Origin of the sequence: Olsenella sp. An290 (assembly GCF_002159535.1) — a bacterium.
In the GTDB taxonomy this organism is placed as follows: Bacteria; Actinomycetota; Coriobacteriia; order Coriobacteriales; family Atopobiaceae; genus Thermophilibacter.
Genome location: NZ_NFIU01000003.1, coordinates 1 through 15,768 on the forward strand (window position 1 = coordinate 1; position 15,768 = coordinate 15,768).

Consider the following 15,768-nt stretch of genomic DNA (forward strand, 5'->3'; position numbering starts at 1 on the left):
GGGTAGCGGCCGTCCGCGACGTCCCTCTCCACCTGCTTGAGGCCGAGCTTTCGGGCCTTGGCGTAATCGTCGAGCATGGTCGTCCTTCCTCGAGGGGGCTGACGTCGCGGGGGTGCGGCTAGGGGTGCTGCGGGGAGTCGAGCAGGGGGCGCAGGCGCATGACGCCGAGAAGGACGCCCGCGCCGGCGACGAGGCCGCCCGCGACGCCCACCATCCCCACGCCGGGGCCGTCGCAGACGAGGCCGCCCACGGCGGAGCCGCACCCGATGCCGATGTTGTAGAGGCCGGAGAAGATCGACATGGCCACCGCGGAGGCGGCCACGGGGGTCACGCGGATGACCTCCGCCTGGGCCGCGGCGTTCATGGCCGTGGCGGAGACGCCCCAGACGACGCAGACGGCAAACGGGCCCCAGGCCCACCCGGCGAGCGGCAGGAGCAGCAGGAGCGCCGCCGCCACGCCCGCGAGCGCGGCGCAGAGGAACGTTGTCCTGTGCGCGTCGAAGAGGCGCGAGAAGAGCCAGCTGCCGGCAAGGCCCGCCACGCCGAAGACCGTGAGCGCCGCCGTGACGAGGTCGGCCGGAAGCTGGGCGACCTGCGCGAAGAAGGGCTCGATGTAGCTGTAGCCGGTGTAGTAGCCGCCGGCGATCAGCACCGTGGTGGCGTAGAGCGCCACGAGCGGGCGGTTGCGACCGAGCTCGGGGAGGCGCGAGAGCGTGAAGGGCTCGGCGGCCCTGAGGCGCGGGAAGCTCGCGAGCAGGGCGAGCACGGCCACGGCGGCGGCACCGCCCACGCAGGCGAAGGTCATGCGCCAGCCGAGCGCGAGGCCGAGCGCGCGCCCCAGGGGAAGGCCAAAGATCATGGCGACGGACGTGCCCGTGACAACGAGGCTCATGGCGAGCGAGGAGCGCTCGGGCGCGGCGACGCGCACGGCGAAGGGGGAGGCCACGGACCAGAAGACCGCGTGCGCCGCCGCGACCACGAGTCGCGCGACCACGAGAAGCTCGAAGGTGGGCGCCACGGCGGAGAGGGCCTGGCCCGCGCAGAAGACGGCGAGGACGGCGACGATGAGCCGGCGCGGGGGCAGGCGGCTCGCGACGAGCATGAGGGGGAGGGAGAGCAGCGCGACCGCCCACGCGTAGACGGAGATCATGGCGCCGGCGCCGGACTCGGTGAGCCCAAAGGTCCCGGCGATGTCGGTGAGCAGCCCAATGGGAACGAACTCGGAGGTGTTGAGGAGAAAGGCGGAGAGCGTGAGCGCAAGGAGCGGGAGGAGCTCTCGAGCCGAGATCGGGTTCTTGGCGGAGGTGGGCATCAAGGGTCCTTTCCATGCGCTCGGCCTTGCGCAGACTATACCGCAACGCTCTCCTCATCGAGCGAGCACCTTGCAGGTTCATATGGAATATCCGCGCCAATTTGGTCAATCGGTGAGAGATATCCTCTCATCATGAGTCGGGCGCGCCCCCCGGATGGGGGGCGCGCCCGGGACGTGCCGCGAGGGAGCCGCTATCGCTGCGCCTGCTTGGCGATGGCGCCGGAGAGCCAAAGGCAGAGAATCGAGAAGACGAGCGAGACGATCGGCATGACGCCGTTGGCGCTCACGAGCGTGCCGTCGTTGAAGACGAGCGTGAGGGGGAAGCCGAGCAGCGCAAGAACCACGGCCACGGCGCACAGCGCCCGGAAGGGGCCGATCTTGCGCGGCGTGTTGGCGCCCCTGATGCCCGCGCCGGCGAAGACGAGGTAGAAGATGCCCGAGAGGATGCCCCACACGCCGAAGCCGAGGGCCCAGGGCTGGAGGTGGAAGTCGATGCCGCCCACGCTGACCGTCTCGGCGGGGTCGATGAGGCCCATCCCGGCAAGCACGATCGCGCCAAAGACGAGACAGGCGATGGCGTCAAGGGCGTAGAGGAAGCAGACGATCTTGAGGTACTTGCGCTCTTTTGACATGGTTCTTCTCCATACCTCCCAAGGGGGCAGACCCCTTGGGGCCGTGGGACGGTCACGGGCGGCGGGGCGGCGGGGGTCTGTCCTCACGTGCGCCCACATGAGAACTATACCGCGCCACGGGTCGTCGCGTCGCCCCTATAATGGGGCGAATCCCTCCGGACGGAGCCCCGAGCGAAAGGCATGACATGACGAAGGTGGCACTCCTCTTTGGCGGCGTCTCGACCGAGCACGAGATATCGTGCAAGTCGGCCGACAACGTGATCTCGGCGCTGGGCGGGCGGTTCGAGCTGGTGCTTGTTGGCATCACGCGCGACGGCCGCTGGCTGCGCTACACGGGCGACCCCGCCGACATCGTGGGCGGGGGATGGGAGGGGCACGACTGCGCGCCCGTGGCCCTCGTGCCGGCGGGCGGCCTCGTCGAGCTTGCGGGCGACGGGGCCCGTCCACTCGAGGTTGACGTTGCGCTGCCGGTCCTGCACGGTCAGGGCGGCGAGGACGGCACGGTCCAGGGCGCCCTCGAGGTGGCCGGGGTGCCCTACGTGGGCTGCGGCGTCATGGCAAGCGCCATCTGCATGGACAAGGACGCCTCCCACCGTCTTGCCGCGGCCGCCGGCGTCCGCTCCCCGCGCTGCGAGGTCCTCTGGCGAGGCTGCTCCGACGAGGCGCGCGCGGCGGCCGTCGAGGCCTGCGGCGGCTTTCCCGTCTTCGTCAAGCCCGCGCGCGGCGGCTCCTCGATCGGCGTCTCCCGCGCCGCGGACGGGCCGTCCTACGCCGCGGCGCTCGACGCGGCCTTCGAGCTCGACGAGAAGGTCGCGGTGGAGGAGGCCATCACGGGCGTCGAGGTGGGCTGCGCCATCGTGGGCGACGCCGCGCGCGGCCTTGAGATGGGCGAGCCCGACGAGATCGTGGTCTCCGGTGACGGCTTCTTCCGGATCCATCTCGAGAAGGACCCCGGCGCGAACACCGAGCTGCGCTGCCCGGCGCAGCTTCCCGCCGACGTCATGGAGCGCGTGCGCGCGGCCGGCCGGGCCGTGTACGGGGCGCTCGGCTGCGAGGGGCTCGCGCGCGTGGACCTCTTCGTCACGCCCGAGGGCGAGGTCGTCTTCAACGAGGTCAACTCGATGCCGGGCCTCACGTACTACTCGCGCTTCCCGCAGATGATGCGCGTCGCGGGCCGCGAGCTCGGCGACGTGCTCGAGGAGCTCGTCAGGGCGCGGCTCGGGCGCTAGGGCGGACGCGACGGCCCGCCCTGTCGCTTTTGTCACGAATCGCGGGCGGCGGGCGCGGGTAGGATACGGTCAGTCGACCGAAGGGAGCCCCATGAGCGCCATGCCGAGCCTGCGCCTCTTTGTCATGCCGTCCTGCCCGTACTGCCAGCGCGTCCTCTCCTTCATGGACCGGAGCGGGATCTCCGCGCGCGACGTCGTGGCCGTGGAGGACATAGCCGCCGACCCCGCGGCACGCGACGAGCTCGTGCGCGTGGGAGGCAAGGGGCAGGTGCCCTGCCTCTTCATCGACGGCGCGCCCCTCTACGAGTCCGCCGACATCATCGCCTACCTCCAGCGCGAGCTCTAGGCCCCGGGACCGGCGGCCCCGGGGCCGGCGCGGCTAGCGGGCGGCCCCGACGCGCATGCAGCGCATCGCGTTCAGGATCGCGATGATGGCCACGCCCACGTCGCCGAAGACCGCGAGCCACATGTTGGCGATGCCGAGCGCCGCGAGCACCAGGATGGCCACCTTGACGCCGATGGCGAACACGATGTTCTGCCACACGATGCGCATGGTCCTTCTCGCCACGCGCATGGCCGTCGCGATCTTGGAGGGCCTGTCGTCCATGAGGACCACGTCGGCGGCCTCGATCGCGGCGTCGGAGCCCATCGCCCCCATGGCAATGCCCACGTCGGCGCGCATGAGGACCGGGGCGTCGTTGATGCCGTCGCCCACGAAGGCCAGGCGCGCGCCGTCCTTCTCGCCCGCGAGCAGCCGCTCGACGGCGTCGACCTTGTCCTCGGGGAGGAGCTGCGCGTGCACCTCGTCGATGCCGAGGCGCGCGGCCACGGCCTCGGCCACGTCCCGGCGGTCGCCGGTGAGCATGACGCACTTCCTGACGCCCTCCTCGCGAAGGCCGCGGATGGTCTCGGCGGCGTCCTCCTTCACCACGTCGGCGATCACGATGTGGCCGGCGTACGCTCCGTCCACCGCGACGTGCAGGACCGTGCCCGTGAGGTCGCACTCGTGCCAGCGCATGCCGTGCGCGGCCATGAGCCTGTCGTTGCCCACGAGCACCACGTGCTCGTCCACGGTCGCCGACACGCCGTGGCCGGACTCCTCGTGCGCGTCGCGGATGCGCCCCTCGTCGATCGTGCCGGCGTAGGCCTGCTTGACGGAGGCGGCGATGGGATGGTCGGAGAACGCCTCGGCGTAGGCGGCGCGGGAGAGCAGGTAGTCCGGGTCCACCCCCTCCTCGGGGTGGACGGCCACCACGCTGAAGGTGCCCGAGGTCAGGGTGCCGGTCTTGTCGAACACCACGGTGTCGACGTGGGCGAGAAGCTCCAGGTAGTTGGAGCCCTTGACGAGGATGCCCAGCCGGGAGGCGCCCCCGATGCCGCCGAAGAACGAGAGCGGCACGCTGATCACGAGCGCGCACGGGCAGGAGACCACGAGGAACGTGAGCCCGCGGAGCACCCAGTCCGTCCAGGGGCCCATGCCCAGCACGGGCGGGATGACGGCAAGGAGGACGGCGGCAAGCGTGACGGCGGGCGTGTAGACGCGTGCGAAGCGCGTGATGAAGCTCTCGGTCCGGGCCTTCTTCTCGCTTGCGTTCTCAACGAGCTCCAAGATGCGGCTCACGGTGGACTCGCCGAAGGGCTTGGTGGTCTCGATGTGGAGGATGCCCGTCATGTTGATGCAGCCCGAGATGACGTCGGCACCCCGCTCCACGTGGCGCGGGACGCTCTCGCCGGTGAGCGCGGCCGTGTCGAGCTGCGAGGCGCCCTCCACGACGCGCCCGTCGATGGGCACGCGCTCGCCGGGCTTGACCACGATGACGTCGCCCACGGCCACCTCGTCGGGGTCCACCTGCACGAGCCGGCCGTCGCGCTCGACGTTGGCGTAGTCAGGCGCGATGTCCATCATGTCGCTGATGGACTTGCGGCTCTTGCCCACCGCGTAGCTCTGGAAGAGCTCGCCTACCTGGTAGAAGAGCATGACGGCGCAGCCCTCGGCGGACTGGGGCTCGGTCTCGGGGAAGAGGATCGTGGCAAAGGCGCCGATCGTGGCCACCGTCATGAGGAAGGCCTCGTCGAAGGGGTCCCCCCGGCGGATGTTGCCCCACGCCTTGATGAGGACGTCGTAGCCCGCCACGAGGAACGTGGCGAAGTAGAGCGCAAAGGCGACGTAGGGCTCGGACGACGCTCCGACCAGGCTGGCGAGAAGCCCGGTCCTCTCGACGACCATCACGGCCACGAAGATCGCGACGGCGATGACGATGCGGTTGCGCCAGCGGCGCTGCTTCTTGTTCATGGGCGGCCCCCAAACGTGTTGCTAGCGGACGATCTCGCAGTCAGGCTCGACCTTGGCGACGAGGGCCACGACGCGCTCCAGCACCTCGGCGAAGCGCTCGTCCGCCGCGGTGAGCGTGAGCTTCTGCGTCATGAAGTTGACCTTCGCGTCGTCGACGCCGTCGAGCCGCCTGATGGAGTCCTCGAGCTTGAGCGCGCAGGTGGCGCAATCGATCTCGTCGAGCCTGAATGACTTGCGCATGATGGGTCCCTCCTGTGGACTGGTGTTCCTTGCCGACGTTCTTCTCGGCTATTCGCAGATGTGGGTCATGCCCTGGCTGAGCATCGTGTAGACGTGGTCGTCGGCGAGCGAGTAGAGCACGTTGCGCCCGTCGCGCTGGAAGCGCACCAGGCGCGCCTGCTTGAGCGTGCGCAGCTGGTGGGAGACGGCGCTCTGGGTGGAGCCCGTCTCCTCGGCGATGTCGGCCACGCAGAGCTCGCGGCCCATGAGGGCGTAGAGAATCTTGATGCGGGTGGTGTCGCTGAACACCTTGAACAGGTCGGCGAGGTCGTAGAGCAGCTCCTCGTCCGGCATCTCGGTGGGGGTGGGCTCTGTGGCCGGCGTGGTTTCCTCGGGCATGGCGTGCCTCTCTCCTCAAGTCTTGCGTCTCAAGTGAACATATGAACGGACGCACATATGTAATGCTGAACATGATTATATGAGCATACGTTCATATGTCAACGAGAAAGCGCGCGGGCGCGAGGCTCTTCTCGCCAAGTGGGGGCTCTCGCCCGGTGGGGAATGCGCCGCCGAAGGTCACGGAACGGGGGCGTGAGGCGTGAGTTCGAGCGAGCTGGCGACGGCGGCTCGCTTTTCGTCACGGAATTGACGTGTGAGGCGTGACTTTTTGTGAGCTTCCGGCGGCGACTCACTCATTGTCACAGAGTTGGGGGCAGAAACGTGACTACGAGTGAGCTTTCGCCGATACCTCGCTCATAGTCACGAAGCGCGGCCGGGGCGTGACTTTTGGTGAGTTGCCGCCGCCAGCACCTTTGAAAGTCACGAAAACGCCGCCCAAAGCGTGACATTGAGCGAGCCGGCAGCGTTGACTCGCAAAAACTCACGGATTCCCGGCCGAAAGCGTGACAAAGCGCGAGAAAGCTCAAGCGACCCGACGCGAGCGGCGCGCGCGGGCACCCCGGACGCTCCCGTTCGGCCGCCTAGGCAAACTCGATCGCGCCCGTTGCGCCGTCCATCGACTTCACGATGGCGAGCGACTCCACCTGGTAGCCGCGCTCGCGAAGGCTGCTGCCGCCGGGCTGGAAGCCCTTCTCGATGGCGATCCCGATGCCCTCCACGATGACACCCGCCTCGTCGCAAATCTCGAGCAGGCCGTTCATGGCGCAGCCCATGGCCATGAAGTCGTCGATCACGAGCACGTGCTCGCCGGGCGTGAGGAAGCGCTTGGCCACGATGACCTGGTACTCGCGGCCCTTGGTGTAGCTCGTGATGTTGGTGCGGTACTGGTCCCCGTCGAGGTTCTTGGACTCGGTCTTGCGCGCAAAGACCACGGGCACGTTGCCAAAGTGGGTCGCGGCGACGCACGCGATGCCGATGCCTGAGGACTCGATGGTGAGAATCTTGTCGATGCGCTTGTCGGCAAAGAGGCGCGCCCACTCGGCGCCCATGCGATCGTAGAGCTCGACGTCGCACTGATGGTTGAGGAAGCTGTCGACCTTGAGGACGTTGCCCTCGCGCACGATGCCGTCCTGCCGGATGCGGTCCTCGAGCTCCTTCATGACCTGCCCCTCTCGATTTGGTTTGACGTCCCGTCCATTATGCACGCTCGGCGACGATTCTGCGCCGCTCCGCTGAAAAACTCGTTAGAAGTTATCGATTACTGATAATTACTGGTATAAGAACGATAAGAACAGCCACGAGGAAGCCTAGAGGAAAACTGCCGAGAAGAACGGAGGGGCGAGATGCTGGCAAGGCGTGAGAGTGCGGGTGCCGATCGTGCCGACGTCGAGCGCAGGCTCAGGGACTCGATGCGGACGCTCTGGTGTCTGGGCGCCATGGCCACGGCGCTTGCGGCCTTCGCCCTGGTTTCGGTGACGATCGCGGTCTGCTCCCGGGTGGAGGGCGCCCTCGCCACGGGCGCGCCCGACCTCTGGCATGCGCTTTACATGGCCGATCCCAGCCCCACGCTGCCAGCGCCCCCGTCGGGCGGGCTCTACAGCGCGGTTCACAACGGCGGCGGCTGGGCGGCCGTGACCACGCTCGCGTCCGGGCTGCCCGCGCTCGCGATCGGCGTCGCCGCGTGCCTGGGCGTCACGCTCATGCTCCGTGACGTCGCGCGGACGGGAAGGCCCTTCAGCGACCGGGTGGTGCGCTCGCTTCGTTGCGTGTCCGTGCTGCTCGTCGCGGCCGACGTCGTCCCGGCGCTGCTCTGTATGCTCGCGTCCTGGGCGGCTCCCGCGGGGGCGTCCTTCTCGCTTTCCGGAGGGACCGGCTGGCCGATTCTCGCGGGGGCCGCGCTTGCCGCGGTCTCGCGGGTCTTCGAGTACGGGTGCGTCCTGCAGCGGCAGGACGACGAGACGCTGTGAGGGCCCGCGAATGATCGTGCTTCGCCTTGACCGCGTGCTCGCGGACCGCAAGATGCGCTCCAAGGAGCTGGCCGAGCTCGTCGGCATCTCCGAGGTCAACCTCTCGCGCATCAAGTGCGGCAGAATCTCTGCCGTGCGGTTCTCCACGCTCGACGCCATCTGCCGTGCGCTCGACTGCCAGCCGGGCGATCTGCTCGAGTACGTGCCTGACGAGTGAGCGCCCGTGCCGGCGCCCCTAAAGTCACGCTTTCGGCTGCGGGGGCGTGGCTATTGACGAGCCGCGAGCATGAGCTCAAGCAGAGTCACGCTCTCGGCGATAGAAGCGTGACTATTAGTGTGTCACGAAAGAAAGCTCATCAAAAGTCACGCTTTCGGTGCCGTGAGCGTGACTTTTAGCGAGCCGGCCGCGATGACTCGCAGTTAGTCACGCTTTCGAGCCGTGTTTCGTGACTTCAGGTGAGCCAACGCGGCAAACTCATCAAAAGTCACGCCCCGGGCGACGGGCGCGTGACTTCGAGCGAGCTGGCAGAAGGTGTCGCGCGCATCACGTCGCGAGGTTCTTCTCGCACGGCCTGCAAAGAGGCGTTGGGGGAATGCCGCCGTTGGAGGGACGATTTGCTACCATCTGCGGATTACACGTAACTAGCATGTAACTGACTGCACATGGTCAAAGCTGCCCAACAGCAGAAATGTGGCAACATCACAGCAAATTATGAATCGATAAAATACGATAATAAATATCCCAAAAGCACGCGCGCGAGCTTCGTGCCAGAATGCCCCCACAAGAGGAAGGGGGGACCATGAGCGAGAGGGTCGATCGCGAGCTGAGGGAGCTCTTCGAGGGGGCCGGCGAGCCGGGCGCGTGCATCCCGGCGCCGTCGCACCGGTTGCTGATGGCGCTTCGGCGCCGAATGGGCGAGGACGGCACGGTCGTCTCGCCCGCGCGCGGGCTGTATGCGGAGCGGGAGGCGTGGGGGCGCCTCGACCCCACGGAGCAGAGCCTCTCCATCATGCGGGGGCTGCAAGAACTGCACCCGGACCGGGTGTTTTGCGGCCCGTCTGCGGCGCTCGCGTTTGGTGCCGACGTCTCGTACGCCCTCCAGCGGCCCTTCCACGTGCTCGCCCGCGGCGCGTCATGGCCCGCGCGGACCGACTTTCTGCGCTACCACGCCATTGAGATGGGGAGCTATCCCGGCGAGTGCCCGGTCGTTCGCGCGGGCGTCCGCGTGACGCCGCTTCCAAGGACGACCCTCGACTGCCTGAGGTGGATGAGCTTCCGCGAGGGCATGGTCGTCGCCGATCGCGCGCTGCACGGGAGGGCCGGTCGGCGGGAGTCGCTTGAGCGCTACTTTCGGGAGCACGAGGGATCGTGCCGTGGGGTCGCTCGCGCGCTCGAGACGCTCGCGGCGGGCGATGGCCGGGCCGAGAGTGGGGGCGAGTCGATCGCGCGTGCCGCGATGATCGAGCAGGGGTTTGCTCTGCCACAGCTCCAGGTGGCGGTGCCCGACCCGCTGCATCCGGGCCGGCTGTTCCGCGTCGACTTTCTCTGGGCGCGCACCGACGGTCGCGTGATCGTGGGGGAGTGCGACGGCGAGCGCAAACTGCTCGACCCCGAGATGACGCAGGGGAGGTCCCCGGAGGAGGTCCTTCTTGGCCAGCGAGAGCGCGAGGGGCTGCTCACGGCCTACGACGTCTCGATCGTGCGGTTCACGTACGGCGAGGCGGCGGGCGTCGAGGGGCTCGTTCGCAAGCTCGAGCTTCATGGCGTGCCACGGGAAAACTCTCCGCTCGCGGTGCCGGCGGACTCGATTCTGCTTGACTGGGAGGCCCTGCGCCGGCGTTGACCCCTGGAGGTCTGCGTCGTCAATGTAGAAAGGCGTGACTTTTGGCGAGCTGGCGAGAAGAGCTCTTTGAAAGTCACGCTTCAAGTCCCAGAGGCGTGACTTTTGGCGAGCTGGCGAGAAAAACTCACAATAGCTCACGCTTCAGCCGGCAAAGCGTGACTTTGGGTGAGCTGTTGGAGAAAACTCACTTGTGATAACGTTCTTGCGAGCAAAAGCGTGACTCTGGCTGAGCTGTCGGCAAAAACTCACGCGAACTCACGCTTTGGGCGCTGAAGGCGTGACTTCTAACGAGCTGCAAAAGAAAACTCGCTCGAAGTCACGCCCCGAACGAGAAAAGCGTGACTTCGAGCGAGAAGAGCGTGGCCCCGGCCGAGAAGAACGTGGCTTCGAGCGCGCACGCGCGGCGTCGGTGCCGACGCCGCGCCGCGGCGCGCGCTACCAGCGGCGCGGGCCAAAGAACGGCAGGCGCGGCAGCCGTCCTCGGTACGGGCTCACGAAGTCGTCGTCACCGATCTGCTGCGCCTTTTCGACCTCGGGCGGCACGCTCTCAACGACGCCCGTGGGCACGTCGGCCACGGGCATGTCCGTGATGTCGGGGACGACCGTGGCGACCGGCGTCTCCTCGCCGGCGGCCTCCGCGGCCGCCTCTGCCTTCTCTCGGTAGCGGACCATCATGTCGCGCTGGAGCTCGACGACGCTCGGCGGCGCCCAGATGAGCGCGTTTGCCCCTGCGGCCACCGTCGCGGCAGAGCTCGTCTCGTCGCGCCCGCCGGTGGCGATGATCGGCAGCGCGGGGAAGGCCGCGCGCAGCTCGGCGATGACCCCGGCGGTGCGCCGGCCGGCGGCAACGTTGATGATGCGCGCGCCGGCCTGGATCTTCTCGGCAGCCTCGTTGTCAAAGCGCGTGATCGTGGCGATCACGGGGATGTCGACCGTCGAGACCACCTGCCCCACCATCTCCGGGGTGGCGGGGGAGTTGAGCACCACGCCCGCCGCGCCCTGCATCTCGGAGACGGCCGCGAGCTCGGCGGCGCGCCGGCCCGTGGTGGTGCCGCCGCCCACGCCCACGAAGAGCGGGGCCTCGGCCACCGTGAGCAGGGCCTGCGTGATGGCGGGCTGCGCCGTGAACGGGTAGACGGCAAAGATCGCGTCCGCGTTGGAGTTGCGGATCGCGGCGACGTCGGTCGAGTAGAGGAGCGTCCGGATGCGCCGGCCGAAGAGCGTGAAGCCGCTGCAGGCCTCGTAGCTCTCGGGGACGCGCAGCGGCGCCTTGCGCAGGCGCCCGTCAATGGGTGCGGGGCCGTCCGCGGCGGGGATGAGGTCGTGTGGGGTGTGCGGGTCGGAGAAGATGCCGGGGTGCACGAGGTTCGGCGCCTGCCCCGTGGCCGCGTCCTGGTTGGTGATGGAATCGCTCATGAGGCCTCCCTGCGTCATGGCCGATGGTCCGGCCGCGGTCGGCGACGCTTTGGCCCTCGGCCCGGCGCCCCTCTCGCGACCGACCCATTTTCGCACCATCGCGGCCCGCGCGCCAGACACAGGCGAGCCCTCGCGAGAAGAACCATGACGCGCGCCCACCGCCGGAAAGCGACCGTAGGGCGCCTCGGGAAAGCGGCCGGCCGCCGCCCCGACCCCGGCCGCCGCCCCGACTTCCCCCGCGCGCGATGCTCGGTCATACTGGGGTGAACGCGCGCCGCGGGGGCGCGCCGCGAGAGGGGACTCCCGATGCCCGGCACGAACGGCCCGTTCCAGAAGCTCGTCGACGCGCTCTTCGCCGCCTCCCGTGCGACCAACGGGGGTCGTTCCGGCGACCGCGCGCCCTCCGGGGCCGGGCGCCGTCCCGACCCGATTGAGTCGCTCGCCCACTGGAGCCGCCGCGCGCTCGCGGTGCTCGCCGTCGTGGCCGTGCTGGTCCTTCTCGCGTGCTACTGGTGGTTTCACCCCTCGCTCAACCTGCGGAGCCCGCTCGTGTGCCTCTGGATTGTCGGCATCTGCCTCCTTGGCATCCTCGCCCTCGCCGTCGCGGCGGCGCGAAGCGTGCTGAACGGCCCCCTCTACCGGCGCCTCATGCTCGTCCCCGCCGCCGTGATCGCGTCCATCGCGTTCGGGGCGCTTCTGAGCCAGCCCTTCGTTCCCGGCAACGCCGAGCGCTACGCGAGCGTGCTCGCCACCACGGACGGGGACTTCGCCTCGGACATCGAGCAGGTCGACTACGCCGACGTCCCCGTGATCGACCGCGACTCCGCGGTCCTTCTCGGCAACCGCGCGATGGGCTCCATCCCGGAGTACGTGAGCCAGTTCGAGATCGCGGACACCTACAGCCAGATCAACTACCAGGGACGCCCCGTCCGCGTGAGCCCGCTGGCCTATGCGGACCTCTTCAAGTGGCTCTCCAACCGCGACGAGGGCATCCCGGCCTACGTGCTCGTGGACATGGTGACGCAGGAGGCGAAGGTCGTGCGCCTGGAGCAGCCGATCTTCTACTCCGACTCCGAGCCGCTCGCGCGCAACGTGGACCGCCACGTGCAGCTCTCCTACCCGGACCTCATGTTCGACCAGAAGTCCTTCGAGCTGGACGAGGAGGGCCACCCCTGGTGGGTCTACCCGGTCCAGCGCCGCACGATCGGGCTCTTTGGCGGCACGGACATCTACGCCGTCGTGCTCGTGGACGCCTGCACGGGCGAGACGGACTTCTATGCCGTGGAGGAGGTCCCCACGTGGGTGGACCGCGCCTATCCCGCCGACCTCCTCATCGAGCAGTACAACTGGAGCGGCGCCTACCAGGGCGGCTGGCTCAACTCGTGGCTCGGCCAGGAGGGCGTGGTGCGCACCACGAGCGGCACCAACGGGGAGCTGGGCTACAACTACCTCGCCCAGGGCGGGGACATCTACCTCTACACGGGCGTGTCCTCGGTCACCGCCGACAGCTCAAACGTGGGCTTCATCCTGGTGAACCAGCGCACGGGCGAGTCGCGCTACTACGCGCTGGCCCAGGGCGGGGCCACGGAGGACTCGGCGATGGCCTCGGCCGAGGGCGCGGTGCAGCACCTGGGCTACCAGGCCACCTTCCCGCTGCTGCTCAACGTGGCCGGCCAGCCCACCTACTTCATGAGCCTCAAGGACGCCGCCGGGCTCGTCAAGATGTACGCGATGATCAACGTGGAGTCCTACCAGAGCGTCGCGACGGGAGACACGGTCGCGGCGTGCCAGGAGGACTACCTGGCGCTGCTCGCCGACTCTGGCGTGCTCGCGGGCGAGGCGGCGGACGAGGCGGCCGGGCGCGAGGCGGTCTCGGGGGTGGTCAGGACGGTCGCGCAGGCCGTGGTGGACGGGAACTCGCACTTCTACGTGACGCTCGAGGGGAGCAAGACGATCTTTGACTGCGCGCTGCCGGAGCTGATCGGCGTCGTGGCGTGGCAGCCGGGCGACGAGGTCGCCTTCACCGCGGAGCGGCCGGGCGAGGACGGCGTTGCCGTGGTGACGTCGCTGGGCGAGAAGGACCCGTCCGCCTGACAGGTCCGCCTGACGGCAGCGCGTCGGGCCCGGCGGACGGACGGGGGCGACGGCGTGCCCCGCCCCCGTCAGCCCGCCGGGCCCCGTCAGCCGGCGCGGAGAGGCTAGGCCTCGGTCTCGAACTCGGCCGCCACCTCGCGCAGGAGCTCGCGGATGGGCAGGTGCTGCGGGCAGGCGCGCTCGCAGGCGCCGCAGCCCACGCACTCGGAGGCCAGGCCGTGGCCGTGGCCCGTGTGGACGGACTTGTAGTAGAAGCCGGCCGAGTCCTCGCCGTAGGCGCGCTTGGCGTTGAGGCAGGAGAAGACGTCGGGGATGTTGATCTTCTTGGGGCAGCCGTCCACGCAGTAGCGGCAGGCCGTGCACTCGATCGCGTTCTGGCCGCGCAGGATCTGGGTCACGCGGTCGATGGCGTCGCGCTCGGCGGGGGAGAGCGGCTCAAGCGGCGAGAACGTGGCCACGTTCTCCGCGATCATCTCGGGCGTGCCCATGCCGGAGAGCACCATCTCCACGCCCGGCAGCCCCGCGGCGAAGCGCAGGGCAAAGCTCGCGGGCGAGCCCGGGCCCGCGGCGGCGAGCGCCCGGCGCGCCTCCTCGGGCAGGTTGACGAGCCGTCCGCCCTTGACGGGCTCCATCACGATGACGGGCTTTCCGTGGGCGGCGGCCACCTCGCAGCACGCGCGGCTCTGGATGACGCCGCTCTCCCAGTCGAGGTAGTTGACCTGCAGCTGGACGAACTCGACGTCGGGGTGGTCGGTGAGGATCTTGTCGAGGAAGGCCGCGTTGCTGTGGAACGAGAAGCCCACGTGGCGCACGAGCCCGGCGTCGCGCGCGGCAAAGGCCTCCTCGTAGGCGCCCTCGCGCTGGTACTTCTCGTAGTTGCCCATGCCCTGCGAGTGCATGAGGTAGAAGTCGAAGTAGTCCACGCCGCAGGTGCGCAGCTGGTCCTCGATGAGCGGGCGGATGTCCTCGCGGCGCTCGAAGCCGTTGGGGGAGAGCTTGTCCGCGAGCAGGAACTCCGAGCGGTCGTGGCGCGCGGCGAGCGCCTGCGCGAGCGCCGGCTCGGAGCCGCCGGAGTGGTAGGGGCGCGCGGTGTCAAAGTAGTTGAGGCCCCCGTCGAGGAAGGCGTCCACCATCTCCGTGAACGTGGCAATGTCGACGGTGCCGTCCTCGAGCTTGGGCAGGCGCATGCAGCCGAAGCCGAGCTTTCCGCGCGCGCCCTCGAAGGGCGCGGCGTGCGTGGTGGGTGCGGTGGCGTTCATGGGGTCCCCTCTCCCTCGGATGTGCCGGGACCATTGTACGCCGTCCCCGCCCGCCCCCGGCGAGAAGGGGCCCTTCCGGCAGGTCGCCCTACCAGAGGGAGTAGGCGCTCACAAAGAGGTCGGAGAGGCTGTCGGCATCGACGGCCCACGCGTCGTCCTCGAGCGTGAGGTCGAGCGAGTAGCTCAGAGACTCGCCGGCGCCCGCGGCGTCCACGGCGTCCTCGAAGAGCGTGGCCGCGACGGCGCGCTGGTCCTCCGAGAGCGGCGCGGCGTCCTCCGAGTAGCTGCCCCAGAGGTCGTTCTCCATGAGGTAGTCGGACAGCCCCTCGTTCGCGGCCCAGAAGATGTCGTTGACGTTGGGCGCGACGATGTCCACGTAGACGGTCGCCGTCCCGTCCTCCCGGTCGTAGCCCCCGTCGGTCGAGAAGGACGTCTGGGAGACGGCCCAGGTGGCGAAGGCGTCCGCGTCGATCCCCAGCTGCTCGGCGGAGTAGCCCTCGATGGTGAGGAGCTTCTCGTCGAGGTACTCTGCGATGCGGCCGTGCAGGGCGCCCGACTCCGGGTCCGCGAGCGCGCCCGAGAGGGCGGCCGAGGCGGCGAGCTCGAGGGCCTCCTCGTCGGCATCGTCACTCTCGTGGACCAGGTAGGAGACGTCCTCGGTAGACGAGGACACGTTCTCCGCGAACTCGCCCACGAGCATGAGGATGGGAGCCGCCACGTTCACGGCGATGATGATGGCGACGACCGCCGCGACGAGCTTCCCGACCCTCGAGCCCGAGGCCCTGCGGGTGCTGACGGGCTCGGTCGCCGCGGGCCGCCCGCGGCGATTCCGACGCCGCGGCGCCGGGGGCTCGTCGGTCGAGGGGGCGTCGTAGGCGTGGCCGCGCGTGGTGGGCGCCTGGTAGTCGTCATCGGCCTTGTGGGGCTGGCCGCCCGGCTCGCCGTGCGGGGCGTAGTCAGGCCCCTCGGCGGGCGGCTCCTCAGGTGCGGCGCCGGGCAGGTCGGGCTCGTCGCAGGGGAGCTCGGGCTCGCCCGCGTTGAAGGGGTCCACCTGGGACTCGTCTGGGCGCGAGAAGCGGAAAGCAGGCATGGGGACTCCCTCCG

Annotated in this window: 15 protein-coding genes; 6 read left to right on the forward strand and 9 right to left on the reverse strand. The window is 69.2% G+C overall.

All coding sequences use genetic code 11. From position 1 onward, the window contains the following. Positions 1 to 118: 118 nt before the first annotated feature. Positions 119 to 1,312 (reverse strand): MFS transporter, encoded by a 1,194-nt coding sequence (locus tag B5F84_RS02785; protein WP_087320504.1) that lies wholly within the window; start codon positions 1,310 to 1,312, stop codon positions 119 to 121. A 191-nt stretch (positions 1,313 to 1,503) separates the two neighbouring features. Beyond that, positions 1,504 to 1,944 (reverse strand): hypothetical protein, encoded by a 441-nt coding sequence (locus tag B5F84_RS02790; RefSeq protein ID WP_087320507.1) that lies wholly within the window; start codon positions 1,942 to 1,944, stop codon positions 1,504 to 1,506. 185 nt (positions 1,945 to 2,129) lie between these two features. Here B5F84_RS02790 and B5F84_RS02795 point away from each other — a divergent pair, with 185 nt between their 5' ends. Continuing rightward, on the forward strand, positions 2,130 to 3,173 hold the full coding sequence (locus B5F84_RS02795; RefSeq protein ID WP_087320510.1) for a D-alanine--D-alanine ligase family protein: 1,044 nt from the start codon (positions 2,130 to 2,132) through the stop codon (positions 3,171 to 3,173). 91 nt (positions 3,174 to 3,264) lie between these two features. Further along, on the forward strand, positions 3,265 to 3,519 hold the full coding sequence (locus B5F84_RS02800; RefSeq protein WP_204205484.1) for a glutaredoxin domain-containing protein: 255 nt from the start codon (positions 3,265 to 3,267) through the stop codon (positions 3,517 to 3,519). Between the two features lie 33 nt (positions 3,520 to 3,552). Here the strand turns inward: B5F84_RS02800 and B5F84_RS02805 are convergent, their stop codons facing one another. The 4 genes from B5F84_RS02805 to B5F84_RS02820 form a co-directional block, all read right to left on the reverse strand. Next, entirely contained in the window at positions 3,553 to 5,466 is a 1,914-nt protein-coding gene (locus B5F84_RS02805) for a heavy metal translocating P-type ATPase (protein ID WP_087320513.1), read from the reverse strand. A gap of 21 nt (positions 5,467 to 5,487) precedes the next feature. Continuing rightward, a complete protein-coding gene (locus tag B5F84_RS02810; RefSeq protein ID WP_087320516.1) occupies positions 5,488 to 5,706 on the reverse strand; it encodes a cation transporter in 219 nt (72 codons plus the stop codon). A 48-nt stretch (positions 5,707 to 5,754) separates the two neighbouring features. Beyond that, complete coding sequence (locus B5F84_RS02815; protein WP_087320518.1) at positions 5,755 to 6,084, reverse strand: metalloregulator ArsR/SmtB family transcription factor; 330 nt, start codon at positions 6,082 to 6,084, stop codon at positions 5,755 to 5,757. Positions 6,085 to 6,665: 581 nt separating this feature from the next. Next, positions 6,666 to 7,244: a xanthine phosphoribosyltransferase gene (locus tag B5F84_RS02820; protein ID WP_087320520.1), complete on the reverse strand. Its 579-nt coding sequence runs from the start codon at positions 7,242 to 7,244 to the stop codon at positions 6,666 to 6,668. Between the two features lie 183 nt (positions 7,245 to 7,427). Here B5F84_RS02820 and B5F84_RS02825 point away from each other — a divergent pair, with 183 nt between their 5' ends. The 3 genes from B5F84_RS02825 to B5F84_RS02835 all read left to right on the forward strand — a co-directional run bounded on the left by B5F84_RS02825 (position 7,428) and on the right by B5F84_RS02835 (position 9,895). After that, the gene (locus B5F84_RS02825) at positions 7,428 to 8,051 is read left to right on the forward strand and encodes a DUF2975 domain-containing protein (protein ID WP_087320522.1); all 624 of its coding nucleotides are present in this window, start codon (positions 7,428 to 7,430) and stop codon (positions 8,049 to 8,051) included. Positions 8,052 to 8,061: 10 nt separating this feature from the next. Further along, positions 8,062 to 8,268 (forward strand): helix-turn-helix transcriptional regulator, encoded by a 207-nt coding sequence (locus B5F84_RS02830; RefSeq protein WP_087320525.1) that lies wholly within the window; start codon positions 8,062 to 8,064, stop codon positions 8,266 to 8,268. A gap of 583 nt (positions 8,269 to 8,851) precedes the next feature. After that, on the forward strand, positions 8,852 to 9,895 hold the full coding sequence (locus tag B5F84_RS02835) for a hypothetical protein (RefSeq protein WP_087320528.1): 1,044 nt from the start codon (positions 8,852 to 8,854) through the stop codon (positions 9,893 to 9,895). 435 nt (positions 9,896 to 10,330) lie between these two features. On the opposite strand, the gene B5F84_RS02840 is transcribed toward B5F84_RS02835, so the two are convergent. Continuing rightward, positions 10,331 to 11,311 carry a hypothetical protein gene (locus B5F84_RS02840; RefSeq protein WP_204205485.1) on the reverse strand — a complete coding sequence of 327 codons (981 nt, stop codon included), beginning with the start codon at positions 11,309 to 11,311 and terminating at the stop codon, positions 10,331 to 10,333. 306 nt (positions 11,312 to 11,617) lie between these two features. Between B5F84_RS02840 and B5F84_RS02845 the strand changes: the two genes are divergently transcribed. Further along, positions 11,618 to 13,405 carry a Tat pathway signal sequence gene (locus B5F84_RS02845; RefSeq protein ID WP_204205486.1) on the forward strand — a complete coding sequence of 596 codons (1,788 nt, stop codon included), beginning with the start codon at positions 11,618 to 11,620 and terminating at the stop codon, positions 13,403 to 13,405. Between the two features lie 104 nt (positions 13,406 to 13,509). Here B5F84_RS02845 and B5F84_RS02850 read toward each other — a convergent pair whose 3' ends face one another. Further along, positions 13,510 to 14,664 (reverse strand): aldo/keto reductase, encoded by a 1,155-nt coding sequence (locus B5F84_RS02850; RefSeq protein WP_087320530.1) that lies wholly within the window; start codon positions 14,662 to 14,664, stop codon positions 13,510 to 13,512. An 88-nt stretch (positions 14,665 to 14,752) separates the two neighbouring features. Then, a complete protein-coding gene (locus B5F84_RS02855; RefSeq protein WP_087320532.1) occupies positions 14,753 to 15,754 on the reverse strand; it encodes a hypothetical protein in 1,002 nt (333 codons plus the stop codon). Between the last annotated feature and the right edge of the window lie 14 nt (positions 15,755 to 15,768).